This window comes from Massilia antarctica (assembly GCF_015689335.1).
GTDB lineage: Bacteria > Pseudomonadota > Gammaproteobacteria > Burkholderiales > Burkholderiaceae_D > Telluria_A > Telluria_A antarctica.
Map to the genome: position 1 here is coordinate 4786478 of NZ_CP065053.1, position 19667 is coordinate 4806144.

Annotated in this window: 19 protein-coding genes; 9 read left to right on the forward strand and 10 right to left on the reverse strand. The window is 66.5% G+C overall.

All coding sequences use genetic code 11. The features are described from left to right. Window positions 1–6: 6 nt before the first annotated feature. From rhlE1 to IV454_RS21290, 3 genes are all read right to left on the reverse strand, one after another. A complete protein-coding gene (gene rhlE1, locus IV454_RS21285; protein ID WP_206087713.1) occupies window positions 7–1254 on the reverse strand; it encodes an RNA helicase RhlE1 in 1248 nt (415 codons plus the stop codon). Window positions 1255–1327: 73 nt separating this feature from the next. Continuing rightward, entirely contained in the window at window positions 1328–1459 is a 132-nt protein-coding gene (locus IV454_RS33355) for a hypothetical protein (protein WP_282961357.1), read from the reverse strand. A gap of 99 nt (window positions 1460–1558) precedes the next feature. Continuing rightward, the gene (locus tag IV454_RS21290; protein ID WP_206087714.1) at window positions 1559–2230 is read right to left on the reverse strand and encodes a hypothetical protein; all 672 of its coding nucleotides are present in this window, start codon (window positions 2228–2230) and stop codon (window positions 1559–1561) included. 318 nt (window positions 2231–2548) lie between these two features. Between IV454_RS21290 and IV454_RS21295 the strand changes: the two genes are divergently transcribed. Then, complete coding sequence (locus IV454_RS21295) at window positions 2549–4387, forward strand: DUF885 domain-containing protein (protein WP_206087715.1); 1839 nt, start codon at window positions 2549–2551, stop codon at window positions 4385–4387. A 336-nt stretch (window positions 4388–4723) separates the two neighbouring features. On the opposite strand, the gene IV454_RS21300 is transcribed toward IV454_RS21295, so the two are convergent. From IV454_RS21300 to IV454_RS21315, 4 genes are read right to left on the reverse strand one after another with little or no spacing between them, the layout of a single operon-like run. After that, window positions 4724–7321, reverse strand: a complete 2598-nt coding sequence (locus IV454_RS21300; protein WP_206087716.1) for a hypothetical protein — start codon at window positions 7319–7321, stop codon at window positions 4724–4726. Window positions 7322–7342: 21 nt separating this feature from the next. Further along, window positions 7343–8194, reverse strand: coding sequence for a fimbrial biogenesis chaperone (locus IV454_RS21305; protein ID WP_206087717.1), 852 nt, complete (start codon window positions 8192–8194; stop codon window positions 7343–7345). A 26-nt stretch (window positions 8195–8220) separates the two neighbouring features. After that, window positions 8221–8715 carry a DUF4402 domain-containing protein gene (locus IV454_RS21310; protein WP_206087718.1) on the reverse strand — a complete coding sequence of 165 codons (495 nt, stop codon included), beginning with the start codon at window positions 8713–8715 and terminating at the stop codon, window positions 8221–8223. Further along, the gene (locus tag IV454_RS21315; protein ID WP_054267672.1) at window positions 8702–9253 is read right to left on the reverse strand and encodes a DUF4402 domain-containing protein; all 552 of its coding nucleotides are present in this window, start codon (window positions 9251–9253) and stop codon (window positions 8702–8704) included. Before IV454_RS21315 ends, IV454_RS21310 begins: the two co-directional genes overlap by 14 nt. A 369-nt stretch (window positions 9254–9622) precedes the next feature. Between IV454_RS21315 and IV454_RS21320 the strand changes: the two genes are divergently transcribed. The 3 genes from IV454_RS21320 (at window position 9623) to IV454_RS21330 (ending at window position 12301) form a co-directional block, all read left to right on the forward strand. Further along, on the forward strand, window positions 9623–10885 hold the full coding sequence (locus tag IV454_RS21320; protein ID WP_206087719.1) for a sensor histidine kinase: 1263 nt from the start codon (window positions 9623–9625) through the stop codon (window positions 10883–10885). Then, window positions 10878–11648, forward strand: a complete 771-nt coding sequence (locus IV454_RS21325) for a LytR/AlgR family response regulator transcription factor (RefSeq protein WP_206087720.1) — start codon at window positions 10878–10880, stop codon at window positions 11646–11648. The genes IV454_RS21320 and IV454_RS21325 overlap by 8 nt, the downstream gene beginning before the upstream one ends. A gap of 134 nt (window positions 11649–11782) precedes the next feature. Then, the gene (locus IV454_RS21330) at window positions 11783–12301 is read left to right on the forward strand and encodes a hypothetical protein (RefSeq protein WP_206087721.1); all 519 of its coding nucleotides are present in this window, start codon (window positions 11783–11785) and stop codon (window positions 12299–12301) included. A 176-nt stretch (window positions 12302–12477) separates the two neighbouring features. Here IV454_RS21330 and IV454_RS32955 read toward each other — a convergent pair whose 3' ends face one another. Beyond that, window positions 12478–13203: a hypothetical protein gene (locus IV454_RS32955; protein ID WP_229521759.1), complete on the reverse strand. Its 726-nt coding sequence runs from the start codon at window positions 13201–13203 to the stop codon at window positions 12478–12480. A gap of 73 nt (window positions 13204–13276) precedes the next feature. On the opposite strand from IV454_RS32955, the gene IV454_RS21340 reads away from it, so the two are divergent. From IV454_RS21340 to IV454_RS21350, 3 genes are all read left to right on the forward strand, one after another. Next, window positions 13277–14575: an NAD(P)/FAD-dependent oxidoreductase gene (locus IV454_RS21340; RefSeq protein WP_206087723.1), complete on the forward strand. Its 1299-nt coding sequence runs from the start codon at window positions 13277–13279 to the stop codon at window positions 14573–14575. A gap of 52 nt (window positions 14576–14627) precedes the next feature. Further along, window positions 14628–14816 (forward strand): hypothetical protein, encoded by a 189-nt coding sequence (locus IV454_RS21345; RefSeq protein ID WP_206087724.1) that lies wholly within the window; start codon window positions 14628–14630, stop codon window positions 14814–14816. Window positions 14817–15136: 320 nt separating this feature from the next. Beyond that, the gene (locus IV454_RS21350) at window positions 15137–15721 is read left to right on the forward strand and encodes a PEP-CTERM sorting domain-containing protein (RefSeq protein ID WP_206087725.1); all 585 of its coding nucleotides are present in this window, start codon (window positions 15137–15139) and stop codon (window positions 15719–15721) included. A gap of 55 nt (window positions 15722–15776) precedes the next feature. Here IV454_RS21350 and IV454_RS21355 read toward each other — a convergent pair whose 3' ends face one another. Then, window positions 15777–16511, reverse strand: a complete 735-nt coding sequence (locus IV454_RS21355; protein WP_206087726.1) for a sensor histidine kinase — start codon at window positions 16509–16511, stop codon at window positions 15777–15779. Window positions 16512–16676: 165 nt separating this feature from the next. Here IV454_RS21355 and IV454_RS21360 point away from each other — a divergent pair, with 165 nt between their 5' ends. Further along, a complete protein-coding gene (locus tag IV454_RS21360; protein ID WP_206087727.1) occupies window positions 16677–17135 on the forward strand; it encodes a hemerythrin domain-containing protein in 459 nt (152 codons plus the stop codon). A 17-nt stretch (window positions 17136–17152) separates the two neighbouring features. Here the strand turns inward: IV454_RS21360 and IV454_RS21365 are convergent, their stop codons facing one another. Next, complete coding sequence (locus tag IV454_RS21365; protein WP_206087728.1) at window positions 17153–18772, reverse strand: response regulator; 1620 nt, start codon at window positions 18770–18772, stop codon at window positions 17153–17155. Window positions 18773–19095: 323 nt separating this feature from the next. Here IV454_RS21365 and IV454_RS21370 point away from each other — a divergent pair, with 323 nt between their 5' ends. Beyond that, window positions 19096–19506, forward strand: coding sequence for a hypothetical protein (locus IV454_RS21370; RefSeq protein ID WP_206087729.1), 411 nt, complete (start codon window positions 19096–19098; stop codon window positions 19504–19506). Window positions 19507–19667 lie beyond the last annotated feature (161 nt).

Below are 19667 nucleotides of genomic sequence, written 5' to 3' on the forward strand. Positions count from 1 at the left end.
CGCCGGCTAACGCGGGCGGAATCGCACATCGACGTTCGACACCTCGCCCGTGACCTTGGCTTTTTTCGGTTTCTTGGGTTTTTTCAGCACCTCGCCGGCCGTATTCGTCACCGGCACCCGGTGCTCGGGCGAGAAACCGGGTTCCTCGATCCGTTCCAGGGTCTGCTTCGTGAGGATTTCTATGGCGGCGAGCAAGTCCACCTCGTCCGCGCACACCAAGGACACCGCTTCGCCCGAGGCGCCCGCGCGCCCGGTGCGGCCGGTGCGGTGGATATAGTCCTCGGCCACGATCGGCAAGTCGAAATTGACCACCTGCGGCAAGTCGTCGATGTCCAGTCCGCGCGCGGCCACGTCGGTGGCCACCAGGATCTTCGCCTGGCCCGCCTTGAAGCGCTCGAGCGCGCGCAGGCGGGCCGGCTGCGGCTTGTCGCCATGGATCGAGTCGGCCGCGATGCCCTGCGCCTGCAGGGTCTCGACCAACTGGTCCACACCCTTGCGCGTCTTGACGAACACCAGTACCTGGCCCCAGCGGTGCTTGCCCAGCAGGTGCAGGAACAGTTCCGGCTTGCGTTTCTTGTCGACCGGCACCACCCACTGGCGGATGCGCTTGACCGTGCTGTTGCGCGGGCTGACCTCGATGCTCAAAGGGTCGTTCAGCAGCTTGCCCGCGAGCGCGCGGATCTCGTCGGAAAAGGTGGCCGAAAACAGCAGGGTCTGGCGTTTTTTCGGCAGGGCCGCGAATACGGCATCGAGCTCGCGCGAAAAGCCCAGATCCAGCATGCGGTCGGCTTCGTCGAGCACCAGGGTGTCGAGCTGGTCGAACTTGACCGCGTTCTGGCGGTACAGGTCGAGCAGGCGACCGGGTGTGGCCACCAGCACGTCGAGGCCCTTGCGCAGCTTCATCATCTGCGGATTGATGCTCACGCCCCCGTAGGCGACGTGGGTGCGCAGCGGCAAACCGGCGCCGTAGGCACGGAAACTTTCGTGCACCTGTTCGGCCAGCTCGCGGGTGGGGACCAGCACCAGCACGCGCACGCCGTTGGCGCTCACCTGGCCCTGCAGGGTCAGGCGCTGCAACAGGGGCAGGGCGAAGCCGGCGGTCTTGCCGGTGCCGGTCTGGGCGGCGGCCATCATGTCGCGTCCGGCCAGCACGGCGGGAATGGCTTGCGCCTGCACCGGGGTGGGGGTGCTGTAGCCGAGCGCGTCCAGGGTGCGCACGAGAGGGTCGATCAGACCGAGGGAATCAAAAGACATGGGGAAGCGACCTTGCGGCAAAAGAACAAGGGCGTAGTTTACTCTGTCCGGCGCCGGGCGGGGCGCAAAAGCCCTAGCGCGTGGCGCTCACGGCTGCCGCGACGGTCGGCTTGGTCGGCTCATGCTTGTCGCTGCAGGCGGCCACCGAGAACACGAGCATGCAGCCCGCGGCGAGAGCCGCGAGGCGGTGAAAGCGTGGTTTCATGGCGCATCCCTGACAAAAGAACGATGCTACCCGCAACCACGTCCGGGCGGCGCGCTGTTGCGCCGCGCCGTTTTCGCGACGCGCTTACGCGACGCGCTGTCAGAAGCGGTAGCTCACGCCGGCGCGCAGCACCGGATACACCTTGTAGGCCTGGACGTCGGCTTCCATCTTCACGCGCTCGATGGCTACGTCGCGCCCCAGCTGGGTGCAGGCGGCGCTGGTGGTGGTGCAGCCCGAGTGCACCAGGCGCCCGTTCGGATGGCCTTGCCAGAGCGCGCCCAGGTCGGCGCTCAATTGCCACTTCTTGTCGGCGCTCAAGGCATTGCCCCAGCCCACGCCGAGGTAGGGCGCGGCCTTTTGGTACTCGACGCCGCCGTTGAGAATGCCGACCTGGCTGGCCGCGTAATTCTTGCCGTTGATATTGTAGTTGCCGTTCGAATCCTGGCGCGCCACCATGCTGATTTTGTTACCGTTGTACACCATGCCGCCGGTCAGGCGGAACGGGCTGTTATCGATCAGGTGCCAGTCGAACAGCACATCGATATTCTGCAGCTTGGCCTTCATGGTGTAGCTCACGGTGCTGGCGGTATCGTTGTACTTGTGCTGGAAATAACTGGCGCCGAAGCGGGCGTTCAGGGTCTTTTCCATAGGGAAAATCAAATGGGAACCGACGCCGGTGGTGCCGACTTCGGCGGTAACGGCGATCTCGGCTTGTGCGCTGGCGGCCAGCAACAGGGCGGCGGCCGCCAGAGCGATATTTTTGATATACATGCAATGACCTTTGAAGAATGACTGGGGGATGGCGGCATTGTACCGGCTCAGGCCGGCGGCGACATGCTCGGGCATCGTGGCCCGCCATGCTACTCCAGTCGGGGCCGTCAAGCCAGTCCCGAAAGGTAAGCAATTGTCGTTTTTTGTCGCCCGGGCGATCCTGCCGGGATCGCCTGAAGAAAACGTTTCGCCTGTATTGACGGGCGCCGTTCGGTGCTGGGCTGGTGGTTTCCAGGCGCAATCCATGATAAATTCTGTCGCGCCCGGCTGCAGAGCGTCGCGACACGGCCCACGAAACGATTTCCCGGAGATTCCCGCATGCCTACCCCATTCCGGCGCGCCATCGCGCCCCGTCTGCTCGCCGCCGTGCTGGCTGTGTCCCTGGGCGGCGCCGCCTTGCCGCTACCCGCTGCCGGCGCGGCCTTTGCAGCCGGAGAGCACCAGCGCGACGCCGCCTTCGACACATGGGCCGACCGTTTCGCCGCCGACTGGGTGCGGCTCTCGCCCCAGCGCGCCACGATCGACCAGTACTTCAGCGGCGCCCAACAGCAGGCGCTGGACCGCCAGCTCACTCCCATCACTGTCGCCCAGCGCGCCAGGTACACGGCGCTGGCCAGGGCGGGGGTGGCGCGGCTCGACCGCTTCCTGGGCGGGTCGCTCGAGCGCACCCAGCGCGTCTCGGCCGAGACCATGCGCTGGTCGCTGGCCAACCACCTGGCGGGCGAACGGTTCGAGGACCATGCATTCGTGTTCTCGCAGTTCGGCGGCACCCACATCGCGCTGGTCAGCTTCATGAGCGCGGCGCACCCGATGCGGCGCGCGGCCGACGTCGACAGCTACCTGGCGCGCCTGGCGCAGATAGGCGAGCGCATGGACCAGGCCAACGCGCGCGCCCGCGCCGCCGCCGCGCGCGGCCTGCTGCCGCCGCGCTTCATCCTCGAACGTGCGCAGGGGCAGGTCGACGCCTTCCTCAAGCCGGCCGCCGGCCAGAACGTGCTGGTGCTCTCGCTGGCCGAGCGCAGCGCCGCGCTGGCCGACCTGACGCCGGCGGCGCGCGCGGCCGCCATCGAGAAAGCGGCCGCCATCGTCGGGAAAAGCATCCTGCCGGCCTACGCCAGGACCGGCGCGCTGCTGGCCGAACTGCACCCGAAGACTGGCGACGCCGCCGGCATCGCGCGCCTGCCCGACGGCGCCGCCGCGTACCGCCAGGCGCTGGCCAGCTTCACCGGCAGCAGCTTGGACGCGGACCGGATCCACGCGATCGGGCTGCGCGAAGTGGCGCGCATCGAAGGCGAGATGGACCGCCACCTGCGCCAATTGGGATTCACGGACGGCAGTATCGACGCGCGCATGAAAGCGCTCGACAAGACTTTTCAGCCGGCGGCCGAACCCGATCCGCGCACGGCGATCCTGAGCAGTTACGCAGCCATGGTGCGCGACGCCGAACAGCGCAGCGCAAAGCTGTTCAATCTCAAGCCGCGCGCGCCGGTCGAGGTGCGGCGCGAACCGCCGCTGACCGAGGGCAGCGCCTCGGCGCACTACAGCGTGCCGGCGCCGGACGGCAGCCTGCCCGGCATCTTCTGGGTACCGCTGCGCGGGCCCCAGTTCGACATGATCCGCATGCGCAGCCTGGCGTACCACGAAGCGGTGCCGGGGCATCACTTCCAGCTCGCCATCCAGCAGGAGCTGAGCGGCTTGCCGAGATGGCGCACACAGCGCGTTTTCGGCGGCGGCAGCGCGCACTCCGAAGGTTGGGCGCTGTACACCGAGCGCCTGGCGGTGGAGCAGGGCTGGTACGAGGGCGACGTGCCCGGCTTGCTCGGCGCGCTCGGTTCCGAGCTGTTCCGCGCGCGCCGGCTGGTGGTCGACACAGGGTTGCACAGCAAGGGCTGGACGCGCCAGCAAGCGATCGACTACGGCATCGGCGCGGCCGAGGTCGAGCGCTACGTGGTGTGGCCGGGCCAGGCCTGCGCCTACATGCTGGGCATGCTGCGCATCCTCGAACTGCGCGAGAAAGCGCGGCTGGCGCTGGGCGAGCGTTTCAGCTTGCCGGCGTTCCACGACGTCATCCTGAAAAACGGCTCGGTGCCGCTGGACGTGCTCGGCAAGATCATCGACCAATGGATTGCCGACCAGCCCACGCCCGCCGCCACCTGATGATTTCCCAACCGGGGTCAGACCTCCGACTCGAAACATTTCTTAACCGGGGTCTGACCTCTGATTCGAAACATTGTTAAATTGGTGGGAAATTGGTCGGTATTTCCCAACCGGGGTCAGACCTCCGACTCGAAATATTGTTAAATCCAAGTGGGCTGGCCCGACCGAATCAAATCAGACTGCCCCTGCTCCTCAATGTTGCCGAGATCGGCCGACGCTACGCCGGCGCCATGAATGGGGCCGGCTCGCACCTGTTTGCACGATTTTTGTTAAATATTACTAATCAGAGGTCAGACCCCGGTTTGTGCTAATCAGAGGTCTGACCCCGGTTGGGCATTATTTGGTGACGTGGAAGTCTTTGCCGTTGACGACCTTGCCGGTAGTGTCGATAGTGATCAGGTGCATGCCGCTGTCTTGCAGGCCGAGCCTGGCCAGTTGGGCCGGGGCCAGGCGCAGCAGGTAGTCGCCGGGCGCTACGCCGTCGAGCACGTAGTAGCCGTCGGCGCTGCTGGTGGTCTTGCCGACAATCGTGCCGCGCGTGTCGAGCAGTTCGAGCTCGAAGTCGCCCATGCCGCGCTGGCCGCCCCCGCTCATCAGGTAGGTGGTGCCGTCGATTGCGCCGGTGATGCCGATCGCGATGTCCAGCCGGCTGACCTTGCCCGGGCGCGGCACCAGCCGCCGCCCCGGTTCGCGCGCCTGCCATTGCGGGTCTTCCAGGGTGGCGGGATCGACCGCGATGTCGACGTGCTGGTGCGCCGGCAGGCGCCTCAGGTAGACCACGCCGTCGGCGTCGCTGCGCGCCAGCTGGGTGCCGCCGTTGACGGCGAAGCCGGCCCCTTTGATCGGTTCGTCGTCGCCATCCATGATCCCGTTGCGGTTTTTGTCGAGGAAGATGCGTACCGAGGCCGCGCCGCTGGCTGCCAGCGGCACGGCGTCGTGCAGCCAGCGCCCGCTGCGCGGTTCCTGGCCGAGCGCCATGAAGAGCTGGAGGCCGCCGCCATAGTCGCCGCGGCTGGTATAGAACGCGCTCACGCCGACGCCGACCTTGCCCACGCCTTTGTTGAGCGAGGCGCTCCAGCGCAGCTGCCGGTCGGCGAAGCTGCGGGTGACTGCGGCGTTGAGGAGGTAGCCGTCGCCGACGAATTTGTCGGCCGCCAGCGCCAGCGCCGTGACACCGGGGTCGGGCACGATGGCCCATTGCAGATGCCCGCTCACGCCGATCCCGGCCACGCGCCGGCTCGCTTGCAGGCTGGCGTCGGCATGGCGCACGCCGTCGGTCGCGCGCCACAGGGCGCCGGCGCTGACCGCAGTGCCCCGGCTGAAGACCGACAGGCGCGCGCCGGCTTCGTTGCGGGAGGCGCCAGAGGCGAGCTGCTCGCGCCGCAATTGCACCGACAGCGGCATGGGCAGGGGGCCGCCGCCAGGCAGCAGGCCGTCGAGGCGCAGTTCGGCGCGGCTGCGCAGCGGGTCGGACCCTGGCAAAAACAGTTCGCTTGCAAAGCCGTCCAGGCGCGCATGGCTGGCGCCCACGGCCATGCCGCCGATCCGGGTCTTGAGGCCGATGCGGGCCAGCTTGCCGCCGTCGTCGGCGCGCGCCACGGCGGCGTCGACCAGCAGCGCGCGCCAGTAGCCATGCACGCCGAGGTTGGCGTAGCGCTTGTCGCGGCCGCTCAGAAGCAGGCGCGCCACGCCGCCGCTGGCACTGAGCTGGGGCGTCAGGCCGATTTCGGTTTGCAGCAGCGCGCGGGCGCCGCCATGCTCGTCGCGCAGGATGCTGGCGCTGTAGGCCAGTTCGCCGGGGGCCAGCACGGCCTGGTCGATCAGGAAGCTGTGGCGTTCGATGCGCAATTGGCCCAGCGGGCCGTGGAATACCAGGCGAAACTCGTTGCTGCCGTAGATCAGGGGCTGGTCGTCGAAGCGGTAGCGGCCGTCCGGGCGCGCTTGCTGGAAGCCGATCAGCGCCTCGTTGAAGTACAGTTCCACATCCCAGCCCGGGGGCAAGTCGCCTTGCAGGGTTTGCAGGTCGCTGCGCATCGGCTGGCCCAGCGCGCGGTTGGAGATGGCCAGGCCGCTGCCGCTGCCGCTGGCCAGCGCGATGTCGCTCACGCCGGGGGCGAGCACGCTGCCGATTTGCAGGGTGCGGGCGCGCAGGGGGCCGAGCAGGCCGGCGTCGGGGTCGTTGCGCGCCAGGGTCAGGCGCGCGCTGGCGCCGCGGGCGGCCTTGCCGGCGTTGACATAGAGCGCACCCTCCATGCCGGCCAGATCAGCCGTGAGGTAGGCGCTGTAGTCGACGGTGGTCCCGCCGCGGTGCGCGTCGAGGGCCACGGTCTGGTCGTTGAAGGGCAGGGCGGCCAGCGCGTAGGGCGTGTCGAGGCGGGTGAAAACCGGTGCCGGGCCGCTGTCCTGGCGCTGCGCGCTGCCGCCACGCGACTGGCGCTCCAGGCGCGCTTGCAGCGGCAGTTTTTCGCGCGCGCGCACGCGCAGCACCAGGCTGGCCATGTCGATGTCGAGGTCGACCGGCAGCCATTTCGCCAGCAGGCGGCTGGCCACGTACAGGTCGTCGGCCTGGCGTTTGACCAGCGCCGGGTCGACGCTGGCGCGCCGCTCGCCTTCGATCACGATGCGTTGCGCCAGGTCGAGCCGGAAGCCGCGCTGTTCGTCCAGGATGTAGCCGCTGGCGACGCCCTCGGCAGGCTCGGTGCGGATGGCGATGGTGAGCATGCGCGCCAGTTCGCCCAGCGGCAGGTAGACGTCGTTGCCATGCTGGTAGGCGCCCAGCGCGTCCGACACCAGATGTTCGCCGAGTCGCACTTCGAGCACCAGGTCGGGACCGTCGGTGGCGGCGCCGCGCACCGGCTGCAGCAGCGCCAGCATGGCGAGCAGCAGCACCATGCCGAAGCGGCAACCGCGCCGGCGCAGGCGGTGGGAGCGCATGGCGGCGCGCCCGCTCTCCGCTCAGGGCAGGGCGAGCGCGGCTTCGGCCAGCACGGCGCCGCCGGCTTCGGCGCGCTCGTGAAAGCGCAGGTGCAGGGTGCCGTGCGCCAGGGGCAGGCCGGGCGGCATGGTCAGGTTCAGGCTGGCCTTGCGCATAGGGTTGGGGGTGTAGATGGCCACGCCGGCGGCCTTGGCCAGCAGGTGTTCGGTGCCGCCCTGCGGCGCGAAGGCGGCGCTGACGTCGCCGTACACCGAGCTGTCGCCGCTGCGCCCGATCTGGAACGACAGCAGCGCGCCCTTGGCGCCGCGCTGCAGGTCGAGGGCGCCCAGGGTGACCTTGGCGCCCTCGGTCTGGTGCCGCACGATGACGGGAATCGAGGCCCCGATCAGGGTGTTGAGCACCACCCCGATCTGCTGGGTGCCGGCGCTTTGCTGTTCGACGCTGCTCGCGCCGCTGGTATCGGCCAGTTTTTCGAAGTGCAGGTGCGAGCGGTATTCGCCGGGGGTCAGGGTGGCCGGCTTGCGCAGCATGACCCGCACCACTTGGGCGGAGCCGGGCAGCAGGGTGACCTGGCGCGGCGAGAAACTGAGCATCGCGTCGGCGAAGCGGTCGTCCGGCCCGGCCGTGTCGACGCTGGTGAATTCGCCGCTCTCGGTCATGCGCCGGTTGACCAGGCTGATGCGGTAGGTGGCGGGTGTGCTGTCGCTGTTGATCAGTTCAACCTGGGCGGCGCGCTGGTTTTTGGTAAACACCACGCGGGTCGGGTTGAGCATCAGGCCGGCCAGCGCCTGCAAGGGCAGGGCTGCCGCCAGGATCGCTGCCAGGAGCAGGAGCAGGCGCGCGGCGCGCGCCAAGGAGAAGGTGGAGTGCATGTTGGGCCTCGCGGGACGGTGATCGGCTATTGATATTCGATGGTGATGGGGAAGGTGCCGCTGTAGTTGCCGGGGCGTTGGCCCGGCCCGACGTGCAAGGTGGCACCGACCAGCAGCACCTGGGTGCCGCCGGAGAGCAGGCCGGCGCCGGCCGGGGAGCTGACGAAGGCGGTCAGGGCCATGGTCGCGCCGCCGTCGCTGATGCTGGCGCCGCCCGGCAGGCTGATGATGTAGACCAGCTTGGCATTGGCCGGTGTCTTGTCGCTGATGGTGAACCTGGCCGGCGCCCCGGCCGAGGCCAGCAGCACCACGCCGCCGCTGGCGGACCTGGCGCCGCTGGTGCCGACCGTGACGGCGCCGGCGGAGATGGCCGCGAAACGCCCGAAGGCGAGCTCGCCTGCGGCCACCGCGTTCAACTGGGCGCGCGCCGGCGTGGCTGCCAGCAGGCAGGCAGCCAGGCCAAGCGTGCCGGCGCGCCGCAGCAGGCGGCGGCACCGGCGGCGCGCATCAGTTGTATTCAACGGTGGCGATGACATTGCCGGCGTACGTGCCAGGAGCCTGGTTGGCGGCCACGGTCAGGGTGCCGCCCACATACAGCGACTGGGTGCCGCCGGCCGAGAGGGTGCCGGTGGCGGCGTCGCCCGAGGTGGCGTTGGCGCCGGTCAGGTCGCTGAATTTGGCCAGGGCCATGGTTTCGCCGCCGCCGCCGGTGTTGGTCAGCACCGCCGTGCCCGAGTGGGTGATGGCGTAGGTGCTGCCCGGCTCGCCCGTGATGTTGAACTTGGCCGCCGAGGTGGGCGAGGCGCCCATCGCCACCACGCCGCTGACGGCGCGCACGCCGCTGGTGCTGATGGTGATGGTGCCGCCGGCCGCGGCGGCGAAGGTGCCGAACGCCAGGTTGGTGCCGACCACGATCGCGATCGGGGTAACCACGGTGCCGCCGGCGGTGGCGGTGGCTTGCGCGGCGAACGCCGGGGCGCCCAGCCCCAGGCCGGCGGCGATGAGGGCCAGTATGGCCAGGGCGGACGGGGTGCGCTGCTGTTTGATCGTTGTGTTCATTCCAGCTCCTTAGTTTCGTCGGTGGTTTTTTCTTTGCAGAAGCTCTTTCTGCAAGGGAATAGTACCCGCGATTTTTCATGGAAAAAGCGCGTCCGCCGCACCTTGGGGCAAAGCTTGATATGCATCTAAAGCGGGTCGCGAAGTGGCGCGCGGATGTTGCGCAATTGCCGCGCCGTGGTGGCGCGGGCGGGTCCGCGCGGCCGTTTGGGGCAAGCTTGTCCGGTGTGCTATCTTCCGTTCCGGAAAGACACGAAGCGCCGCCCGCACGGGGTTCGTCGGCGCCGGCGCGGTTTCGTCGGATTCGGTCCCGCTCGCCAGGAACCGCTTGCTATAGTCATTTCCACCCCTCCCTGACTGGAATCGCTGACCATGACAAGTTTCTTTTTTATCTTCCGAATCGCCCTTGCCTGGGCCACCGTGGCCACGGTGCTGGCGATTACGGCGGCCGAAACCCTGCTGAGCGACCGCGACTGCGGTGGCAGCCTGCTGCTGCTGGTGCTGGGCGTGACGGGGTTTGCCGCCGTCACCGCGTTTTCGCATGTGCGCCGGGTGCGCCTGCTCACCGGCGAGGTCGACCGCGCCACCCTGGACAGCCGCCAGCGGCGCCAGATCGAAGTGCCGTTCGAGGCCGGCGAGACGTTTGACATCATCGACGCCGCCATCCGCGAACTGCCCGGCGCCGGCCAGGTCGACAGCGCGCGCGACAGCCTGCAGGTGCGCGCCAGGATCGGCGCCGTGCCGCCCTACAGCGGCGGCGCGGCGTGGCTGTTCACGGGCCACGCCAGCCCGGGCGGCAACCAGATCATCGCCATCGTCACGCCGAATGGCGACGCCGGCAGCGTCACCCTGATCTGCGAGCCGGAGCGCGGGGCCTGGACCGACTGGTTCCTGGTCGACGCCGGCGGCAACCTGGAAAACGCCGACGCCATCGGCCGCGCCGTGGCGCGCCGGGTGGCCGAGCGGCGCCGCGGCGAGCAGGTGGCGGCGGCCCAGACGGCGACCGAAAAGGAACTGACCGTCGCCAAGCTGAGCTTGCTGCATGCCCAGGTCGAACCGCATTTTCTCTACAACACCCTGGCCAGCGCGCAATTGCTGACCCGCAGCGATCCGGCCCGCGCCGATGCCATGCTGGGCAACCTGATCTCTTACCTGCGCAACTGCCTGCCGCGCACCGATGACGCGCTCTCGACCCTGGGCCAGGAGCTGGAACGGGCCAGGGCTTACCTGGACATCCTGGTCATCCGCATGGGGCCGCGCCTGCGCCTGCAGGTCGACGTGGCCACGCAGCTGCACGGGGCGCTGGTGCCCGCGATGATGCTGCAAACCCTGGTCGAAAATGCCATCAAGCACGGGCTCGAGCCCAAGCCGGGTGGCGGCACGGTGTGGATCATCGCGCGCGTGCACGAGGGCGCGCTGGCGCTCACGGTGGCCGACGATGGGCGCGGCTTTTGCGCAGAAGGGGGCGGCACCGGAATCGGCCTGCGCAACGTACGCGAGCGGCTGCGCCTGGCGTACGGCGGCGGGGCCGGCTTGACCATCGTGTCCAACTATCCATGCGGTGTGGCGGCGACGATCAGCCTGCCGTATTCGGACGCAGGCGCGGCAGCGGCGCAGGAGCGGTGCCATGGTTGATTGCGTCATTGCCGAAGACGAGTTGCTGCTGCGCGATGCGCTGGTCGGGCAGCTGGCCGGTGCCTGGCCGGAGCTGCGCATCGTGGCCGCCTGCGACGACGGCGGCAGCGCGCTCGAAGCGCTCGCCGCGCACCAGCCGCAGGTGGCGTTTCTCGATATCCGCATGCCCGGGTTGAGCGGACTGGAGGTGGCTGGCGCGCTGGCCGAGGTCAGTCCGCGCACCGAGGTCGTGTTCGTGACCGCCTACGACCAGTACGCGATCGATGCGTTCGAGCGCGGCGCGGTCGACTACCTGCTCAAGCCGGTGGCGGCGGCGCGCCTGGCCGCCACGGTGCAGCGGGTCAAGGCGCGCCTGGCCAGCGCCACGCCGGACCCGGGCATGCTGGCGGCCCTGCTGCGCCAGCTGGGGCGCGAGTTGCCGCCGCCGGCCAGGCCGGAACCGCTGGTCTGGCTGACCGCCAGCGCGGGCACGGAAACGCGCTTGATCATGGTCGAAGATGTCGCGTATTTTCAGGCCGACAGCAAGTACACGGTGGTGATGACGGCCCAGGGCGAGGCGCTGCTGCGCAAACCCATCCGCGAACTGCTGGACGTGCTCGATCCGGCCATGTTCCGCCAGATCCACCGCTCGACCATCGTCAACCTGAAGGCGATCGCCTCGGTGGCGCGCGACGAGACCGGACGCGGGCTGGTGCGCCTGCGCACGCGGCCGGAAACCTTGGCCGTGAGCCAGCCGTTCATGGCCTTGTTCCGTGCGATGTGAGGCAGGCTATGTGCGTTTGCGTACCGACTTTGCTATTGCTTTTGCTAAACTAATGAACGTGAGCAGCAAGGCGCGCGGCGCCGGCGGCTGACGGCGCGCCTGCCGGGCGCGTTGACTTTCTTTGTGAGGCAACCATGAAAAGCGTGATCATCGCCGCCGTCCTGCTGGGCGCGAGTTTATCCGGGCAGGCCCAGACCAGTGTCAATATCCAGATCGGGCAACCGGGGTTTTACGGACGCATCGAGCTTGGCGATTTCGGCCGCCCGCCCGTGGTGTATGCGCAGCCGGTGGTGATCGAACGCTACGTGCGGGTCGCGCCGGAACCGCTGTATCTGCGGGTGCCGCCGGGGCATATGAAAAAATGGAGCAAGCATTGCGCGCGCTACAACGCCTGCGGACGCCAGGTGTATTTTGTGCGCGACGACTGGTACACCAATACGTATGCGCCGCGCTACCGCGAGATGCGTGGCGGCGGGCACGACAGGGATCACGGACGCGACCGGGACGAGGGACGCGACCGCCATGAGCGCTATGAGCGCGACCACGATGAGGGACGCGGGCATGGCAACGGAAATGGCCACGGCAACGGCAACGGCAACGGCAACGGCCACGGAAATGGGAACGGCCATGGTCACGGCCGCGATAAAGACTAAGTCCTTGGCCCTGGTAAGAAGGCGCTTCTTGAGTAGGTGGCGATATCGTGGTTCACGGAGTCATGATTGATAGAGAATATTTTCCGCAGACTGAAGGCTGCGTTTTCCGGGGCCGCCCGGTCGCCGCACACTTCGGCGACAACGGGCGCCCCTGTCCAGAAAGTGGATGTGGAGCATTATATGCGCCGACTCCAGGCGCTTTCCGACGCCATCGACCCGGCCCTGGCATCCGGCGATGTGCAAGGGGTCGAGGCACGCAGCAAGGAGCTTGCGCAGTTCCTGGCAAGTCTCGATGCCCACGGCGCGCTGCCGGCTGTCAGGAAATCCAGGGCGCGGGATATGTCGATCTGGGCTCGGCGTTTCGCCAGATACGGCGGGTGCCCGAGGTTGAAATGGCGTATGGCAAGGCCATCGATCTTTTGCACAGCATCGCCGATAGTGATGAGCACAAGCGCTTCGCGGCAGGCCAGCTTGCCGCCTGCAAGAATCAGCTGGGACTGCTGTATATGGACTGTGGCCCGCGGGACAAGGCGATCGCGGCCTTCGATCAGGCCATCCGGCAGCGCAAGGCCCTGGCTCATCAGGAACCTGGCGATTGCTGGAATCTGGTTTATCTCGGTGGCGCTCTGTGCAACCGCGCACATCTTGCCCGCGAGCGGGGCGAGCATGGCGAGGCCATGAAGCTCTACGATGAAGCGATCGCGCTTCTTGCTGAACTCGCTCTGGACCCCGATGGCGACGTATCGCAAGCCAGGCTGGGTGCCATGTCCGCCGCCTTTCCAGGGCTGCCCCAATTTGCCGCCCAGTAGAGGATCAATGCGCAGGATGGCAAGCGCCTGTTGCCCGCATAGCCCTTGCGCAAGCTGGTGCACGGTGCGGCCCGGCTTCCCCATCAGGATCATGCTCTCTGCCGCGTGGGCGCGATTTCCCGGAACGCAGTAGACTGGCATTGTCAAATAATTCAGGGAGATCCTCTTGCGCGGTGAAATTGTGATTGTCGGTGGCGGGGCTGGCGGCCTGGAGCTGGCCAGCAAATTGGGCCGTAAGCTGGGCCGGTCCAAGGTGTTTCTCGTCGATAGCCGCTTGTCGCATATCTGGAAACCGTCCCTGCACGAAGTCGCCGCCGGCACCCTCGATATCCACCAGGAGGGCTTGTCCTATCAGATGCTGGCCCATGACAATGGCTTTACCTTCGTTTACGGCGCCCTGACCGGCCTCGACGCTCCTGCCCGGCGCCTCACCATCGGCCCCGTGCACACGCCCCAGGACGAGGAAGTGCTGCCCGAGCGCACGCTCGAATTCGGCTCGCTGGTGATCGCCGTCGGCAGCACCTCGAACTATTTCGGCGTCCCGGGCGCGCAGGAATACACGATTTCCCTGAACGCGACCGAAGACGCCGAGCGCTTCCGCCTGCAACTGCTCAAGCTGCTGACGCGGGCCGATGCGCGCAAAGCCTCGGAGCCGGCGGCCGGGGTCGATATCGTCATCATCGGCGGCGGCGCCACCGGCGTGGAGCTGGCGGCCGAGCTGCGCGAAGCGAGCGCGGTCTACACCACCTACGGCTTCCAGCACTTGAAACCGCAGCAGGACGTGCGCATCACCCTGCTCGAAGGGGCGCCGCGCATCTTGGCACCGCTGCCGGAACGGGTGTCGGACGCCGCCCTCAAGCTGCTGCACGAGCGCGGCATCAAGGTGGTCAACGAGTGCCGCGTGACCGCCATCGCGCCGGACCGGGTGACCGACAAGAACGGCAACGTCTATCCATCCGACCTGTGCGTGTGGGCGGCCGGGATCCGGGCGCCGGAATTTTTGGCCACGCTCGGATTGCCGCTGGCAAAGGGCGGCCAGATCGAGGTCGACGGCTTTTTGCGCGTGAAGGATGTCCCGGGCATTTACGCCATGGGCGACTGCGCCGCCTGCGCCGATGCCGAGGGCAAGCTGGTGCCGCCGCGCGCCCAGGCCGCGCACCAGCAAGCCGATTACCTGCTCGCCACCTTCCTGCGCCAGCAGGCCGGCAAGGCGCCGCCAACGAAGCCCTACGAATACAAGGATTACGGGTCGCTGGTCTCGTTCGGCCAGACCACCACCGTGGGCAGCCTGATGGGTTCGCTGAAGGGCTTGAGCTGGTTCGTCGAAGGCTTCTTTGCGCGCATGATGTACGTGAGCCTGCACCTGATGCATCACGCGGCGGTGCTCGGTCATGTGCGCACCGGCGTGCTGGCGCTGGCGCGCTTCCTGATCAAGCGCAGCACGCCTCAGGTCAAACTGCACTGAAGCGCCGCGGTAGGTCCTCCGTAATATCGCATGAAAAGCCATTGCGATACCGATGCATTATTGCAATTTCATTAAGGTTGTTAAAAACGACTGGACGGTCGCGAGCTCGGAAGACCATGACTTCACCGCCCAGACCAAGTTTGCCATCAGCGCCGTTGCGGGACCGCAGACTTGGCTGATGCTGGGCGCCGGCATTGGGCTGCTCAGCGCGGCCAAGGGTCGCCGCTCGCGTAAGGCATAACAAGCTGGTCTGCGCAAAAAGGAAGGCGTTCCGGTGTCGGTTCCGCCAATGACGGACTGACAACGCTTCAGTCGACCGTCTTGGCCGCCTGCCAGGGCGCGCGCGAGCGGGTTCGGGCAGGCACATGAGCGCCGCGCCGCCCGGACAGTGCCCCACCCAGGTAGCGGGCGCGTCTTTGCGGGCCTGCTGCAAGTTGCCACCGTCGCGCGTTTACCTCAAGCCGACGGTTCGTCCGGGAGAATTACTTTTTTGTTATTGTTGAAAGCATGTTTCATTGATACGATTGCAATTTTGTAAGATAACTCAAGGAAGAGACGTAAATGATCAAGAAATTGATGTGTGGATTGGCGCTGATGGGATGCGCGCTGTCGAGCCAGGCCGCGGTGCAGGGCTTCGACTGGTCGTATACCGGATTTTTACCGTCGTACTGGTCGGAGGTCCAACCTCAACCCGTGTATGGCTCGTTCGACCCTGGCTACGTGCTGAAGGGGCGTTTCTTCGCCGAGGATCGCGATCTGAATGGTGTCTTTTCCATCCAGGAAATTATGTCCTTCACGATCGGCAATCAATCGTTCATGAACTGCACGGGCGAGCGCGAGTGCAAATTGAGGGACTTTTCGTACACGCCGGGTGGCGCGCTGAATTTTTATGCCTTCGATTCCGTCGAATACGGGACTTACGGCAGCGGATGGTCGCGTACCTCCACCAGCTACAGTTCGCGCGGTGGCTTTGATACCTCCTACGAAAACGACTGGTCGTGGTCTGGCGAGAGCGGGATCGCCCATGAGATTACCCCCCAGACCAAATTTGCCATCAGCCCAGTTCCGGAACCGCAGACCTGGCTGATGCTGGGCGCCGGCATGGCGCTGCTCGGTGCGGCACAGCGCCGCTCCCGCAAGGCGTAGTACGGAACGTCATGCCGGCCGGAAGGCTGGCATGACGATGTTCCCGCCAGCGGCCTTATTCGCTCAGCGTCGCCTGCGCCAGCGCCACCTTGGGCAGGGTCAGGATCATGACCGTGCCGCGCGGCCCGGCCGGCATCAAGGACAGCGCCCCACCCAGGTAGCGGGCGCGCTCGCGCAGCAGGCGCAGGCCGTGGCAGCCCGACGACTCGCCCGAGCGCGTGCCCAGTCCCACGCCATTGTCGCGCACCGTGAGCATGATCTCGTCACCGCCATCGTCGAGAATCACGTCGATTTCAGTCGCCCCGGCATGCGCGGCAACATTGCGCAAACCTTCTTCCAGCGCGCGCAGCAAGGCCACGCCATGTTCGCGCGGATAGCTTTCATCGTCGTCAGGCAGGCTGCAGCGCGCCACCAAGCGGTGCTCCTTGCCGAAATCGCTGACCAGCTCAGCGATGGCCGATTTGATGCCGAGAAACTCCAGCTTGTCGTTCCACAGCGATAACTGCATGTCGCGGTTAGTGTTGATGATGGTCATCAGGAGCTGTTTTATCTGGGCGCTGCGGTCCTGCAGCGCCTTTTCCTTGGGCAGTTGCTGGGTCAGCAGGGCCAGGTGCATGGTCAAGGCCGTCATCGACGAGCCGAGGCTGTCGTGCAGCTTGCGCGCCAGCTGGCGCCGTTCCTCATCCCAGCAGGTGGTCAGATGGCCGAGCAGTTCGGTCAGGTCGGCATTGCGTTCGGCAAGCTGGCGGTCCGGGTCGGCGTCTGGCGGGGAGGAGGGCGGTAAGGTCATGCTGGGCTCAATCAATGTTTCCCAAATCATACAACAGCTTGTGCGCGCTTGTCGCCGCGTCGCGCGGGCCCCGATGGTGAAGTGGCGCACAGTCGGCGCCCGCATCTTTAGACAATCTGGCGCTTCGAAGATTTGCCATTTTTTTCATCAGATGAGGGAGTTTTCATGAACACGATAAAGAAGGACGCGATTGCGATGTTGACCGCGGAGCATCGCGAGGTGAGGGACTTGTTCGAGCGCTACGAGGCGCTGGGCCAGGACGATAAAAACCGCAAGAAAAAGCTCGCCGACCAGATCTGCACCGCGCTGACCCTGCATGCGACGATCGAGGAAGAGATCTTTTATCCGGCCGTGCGCGAGGCCGGCGTCGACACTGCGGAGCTGGTCGACGAGGCGATCGTCGAGCACGCCAGCGCGAAAGACTTGATAGCGCAGTTGCAGGAAATGGATCCGGATGACGCGTTGTACGACGCCAAGGTAAAGGTGCTGTCCGAACAGATCGCCCACCACGTCGGGGAAGAAGAGAAGGAGATCTTTCCGAAGGCGAAGAAAAACAAGCTGGACCTGGCGGCCATGGCCGAGGAAATGGCCTTGCGCAAGGATGAGGTAGCGGCGACCATGTAGGGCCGCCGCCGGGGAAGCTACTCGTGCGCGGTGGCGGCGCACTGGCCGATGGCGTCAAGCAGGTCGGCGATCTCGACCGGCTTGACGAGGTGCTTGTCGAAGCCCGCTTCGAGCACGCGGCGCTGGTCGTCGGCCAGGCCGTAGCCGGTCAGGGCGATCAGTTTGATGTGGCAGGTGTCGCCGCCCTGGCGCAGGCGGCGCGCCACTTCGTAGCCATCGATGCCGGGCAGGCCGATGTCGACCAGGGCGACGTCGGGCAGGAAGCTGCGCGCCATCTGCACGCCCTGCACGCCGTCGGCCGCCTGGCGTACCGGGTAGCCGTAGGCGTCGAGCATGGTGGCCATCATTTCGCGGCCGTCGTCGTTGTCTTCGATCAGCAAAATGGCGGGCTTGCTGTCCTGCGCCAGGGTGGACGGCGCCGCGATGGCGGGCGCGGCGGCCGGGGCGGCGCGCGGCAGGCGGATGACGAAGGTCGAGCCGGCGCTGGCGCCTTCGCTGTGCGCCGAGACCTTGCCGCCATGCAGTTCGACCAGGCGGCGCACCAGGGCCAGGCCGATGCCCAGGCCGCCTTGCGCGCGGTCGAGCGTGATGCTGCCCTGCACGAACACGTCGAATACATGGGGCAGCAGTTCGGCAGAAATGCCGACCCCGGTGTCGCGCACTTCGAGCACGATGTCCTGGCCGGTGTCGGCCACCGCGATGTCGATGGTGCCGCCGGGCGGGGTGTACTTGAGGGCGTTGTCGATCAGGTTGGTGGCGATCTGTTCGAGGCGGGTCGGATCGCCGTCGACCCAGCCCGCTTGCATGTCGACATTGACCAGGTAATTGCCGGTGCGGCCGGTGGCCTTGAAGGTATCGAGGCAGGCCGAAACGAGCGCGGCGACGTCGAGGTGTTGCTTGTCGAGCAAAATCTTGCCGGACATGGCGCGCGACAGGTCGAGCAGGTCGTCGACGATGCGCGACAGGTGCTGGCTCTGGCGCTGGATGATCAGCTTGGCGCGGGTGACCGTGTCGGTGGGCGCGCCGGGCAGGCCGATCAGCGAGGCGGCGCTGCTGATGGCACTGAGCGGGTTGCGCAGCTCGTGCCCCAGCATGGCCAGGAATTCATCCTTGGCGTGGCTCTTGGCTTCGGCCGCCTGGCGCTCTTCCATTTCGCGGGTGAGGCGCTTGTTGGTGGCGGTCAGCTCGGTGGTGCGCTGGCTCAGCTTGTGGGCCTGGCGCTTGAGTTCTTCGTTCTTGGTGGCCAGCGCCACGAATACCTGGACCTTGGCGTGCAGGATCTGGGGGATGACCGGCGTGAACAGGAAATCGGCGGCGCCGCGCTGGTACGCTTTCAGGCGGTCGATCTCGTCGGCCAGGAAGGCGGTGACGAAGATGATCGGAATGTCGGCCGAGCGCGCGCGCTGGTGGATGGCCTCGGCCGTTTCGAAGCCATCCATGCCGGGCATGTTGACGTCGAGCAGGATCACGGCGAAGTCGTGCAGCAGCACCTGGCGCAAGGCTTCCTGGCCCGAGCGTGCGGACAGGACCGAGTAGCCCGACTCGTCGGCCCACTGGTCCAGCAGACTGGTTAATGCGAGCAGGCTGGCCGGGTCATCGTTAACGACGAGAATCTTCGGTTTGTCTATGGTGGTCACGTCATTCCTGCACTGCGGTGATGGTTGAAACAGGTCTGTGGCATTGCTGCCGACAGGATAGCAGAACCGGAAATTTTCTTCTGGAAACAGCGAACGCGGCTGTCACGAGGGGCCGTGTTCATCATATCAATCGGATATTCCAATGTCAAAATGCAAGCGCACAGCTCACATTCCTGCAAGGTACGCTACCGCACATACTTGGCCGGGGGCGTATGCGATAGTGACATCAGGACAACCGCCGCCGCACGGCACGGCCATACGGCACGGCCGAACGGCGCGGTACATCGCCACCATCGTGGCGTGGCACATTGAAAGGGTAAGCCATGAATATCAACACCATCGTCGACGCCGAATTTACCGGCAAATGTTTCCGCGACCTGCGCAACGCGCCGCTCTCGGCCATGCGCGGCTTGAGCACCAAGGATGCCAAGGCCCTGCACGAGGCCTTTAACATCACCACCATCGGCGACCTGGCGAACCTCAAGTTCGTCAAATGGGCCAGCGCGATCAATGTGCTGGCCGAGGAAGAGTGCGATACCGAGGAGCAAGCCGCCAAGGAAACCTTGCTTGACGATGCGGTCGAAATGACCTTCCCGGCCAGCGATCCGATCTCGGTCGATGCCGGCATCACGCGCATCGAAGTGCCGCCTGAAATGGTCAACGCCAGCACCGATCACCAGCATGCCAAATCGATCGAGGCCAATACCAAGCAGGCGGCCAAGGGCGCCAAGTAATTCAGGGGGCAGGAAGGGCCAGACCGTCGTTCCCGCGCAGCACCCAGTTTCAAGGAAACTCCTCAAATCTCTAGGAACTGTGCAATGTCAGAGGCCGCTTCCAAATAGCGCTAGCTTAAGCTCCGTCATTCCCGCGCAGGCGCACTGCTGTCCGGAATAAA

Excerpts from the sequence above, each read along its gene's own strand:
- rhlE1 (WP_206087713.1), bottom strand. The coding sequence starts at position 1,254 with ATGTCTTTTGATTCCCTCGGTCTGATCGACCCTCTCGTGCGCACCCTG.
- IV454_RS33355 (WP_282961357.1), bottom strand. The coding sequence starts at position 1,459 with ATGAAACCACGCTTTCACCGCCTCGCGGCTCTCGCCGCGGGCTGCATG.
- IV454_RS21290 (WP_206087714.1), bottom strand. The coding sequence starts at position 2,230 with ATGTATATCAAAAATATCGCTCTGGCGGCCGCCGCCCTGTTGCTGGCC.
- IV454_RS21295 (WP_206087715.1), top strand. The coding sequence starts at position 2,549 with ATGCCTACCCCATTCCGGCGCGCCATCGCGCCCCGTCTGCTCGCCGCC.
- IV454_RS21300 (WP_206087716.1), bottom strand. The coding sequence starts at position 7,321 with ATGCGCTCCCACCGCCTGCGCCGGCGCGGTTGCCGCTTCGGCATGGTG.
- IV454_RS21305 (WP_206087717.1), bottom strand. The coding sequence starts at position 8,194 with ATGCACTCCACCTTCTCCTTGGCGCGCGCCGCGCGCCTGCTCCTGCTC.
- IV454_RS21315 (WP_054267672.1), bottom strand. The coding sequence starts at position 9,253 with ATGAACACAACGATCAAACAGCAGCGCACCCCGTCCGCCCTGGCCATA.
- IV454_RS21320 (WP_206087719.1), top strand. The coding sequence starts at position 9,623 with ATGACAAGTTTCTTTTTTATCTTCCGAATCGCCCTTGCCTGGGCCACC.
- IV454_RS21325 (WP_206087720.1), top strand. The coding sequence starts at position 10,878 with ATGGTTGATTGCGTCATTGCCGAAGACGAGTTGCTGCTGCGCGATGCG.
- IV454_RS21330 (WP_206087721.1), top strand. The coding sequence starts at position 11,783 with ATGAAAAGCGTGATCATCGCCGCCGTCCTGCTGGGCGCGAGTTTATCC.
- IV454_RS32955 (WP_229521759.1), bottom strand. The coding sequence starts at position 13,203 with ATGATCCTGATGGGGAAGCCGGGCCGCACCGTGCACCAGCTTGCGCAA.
- IV454_RS21345 (WP_206087724.1), top strand. The coding sequence starts at position 14,628 with ATGCATTATTGCAATTTCATTAAGGTTGTTAAAAACGACTGGACGGTC.
- IV454_RS21350 (WP_206087725.1), top strand. The coding sequence starts at position 15,137 with ATGATCAAGAAATTGATGTGTGGATTGGCGCTGATGGGATGCGCGCTG.
- IV454_RS21355 (WP_206087726.1), bottom strand. The coding sequence starts at position 16,511 with ATGACCTTACCGCCCTCCTCCCCGCCAGACGCCGACCCGGACCGCCAG.
- IV454_RS21360 (WP_206087727.1), top strand. The coding sequence starts at position 16,677 with ATGAACACGATAAAGAAGGACGCGATTGCGATGTTGACCGCGGAGCAT.
- IV454_RS21370 (WP_206087729.1), top strand. The coding sequence starts at position 19,096 with ATGAATATCAACACCATCGTCGACGCCGAATTTACCGGCAAATGTTTC.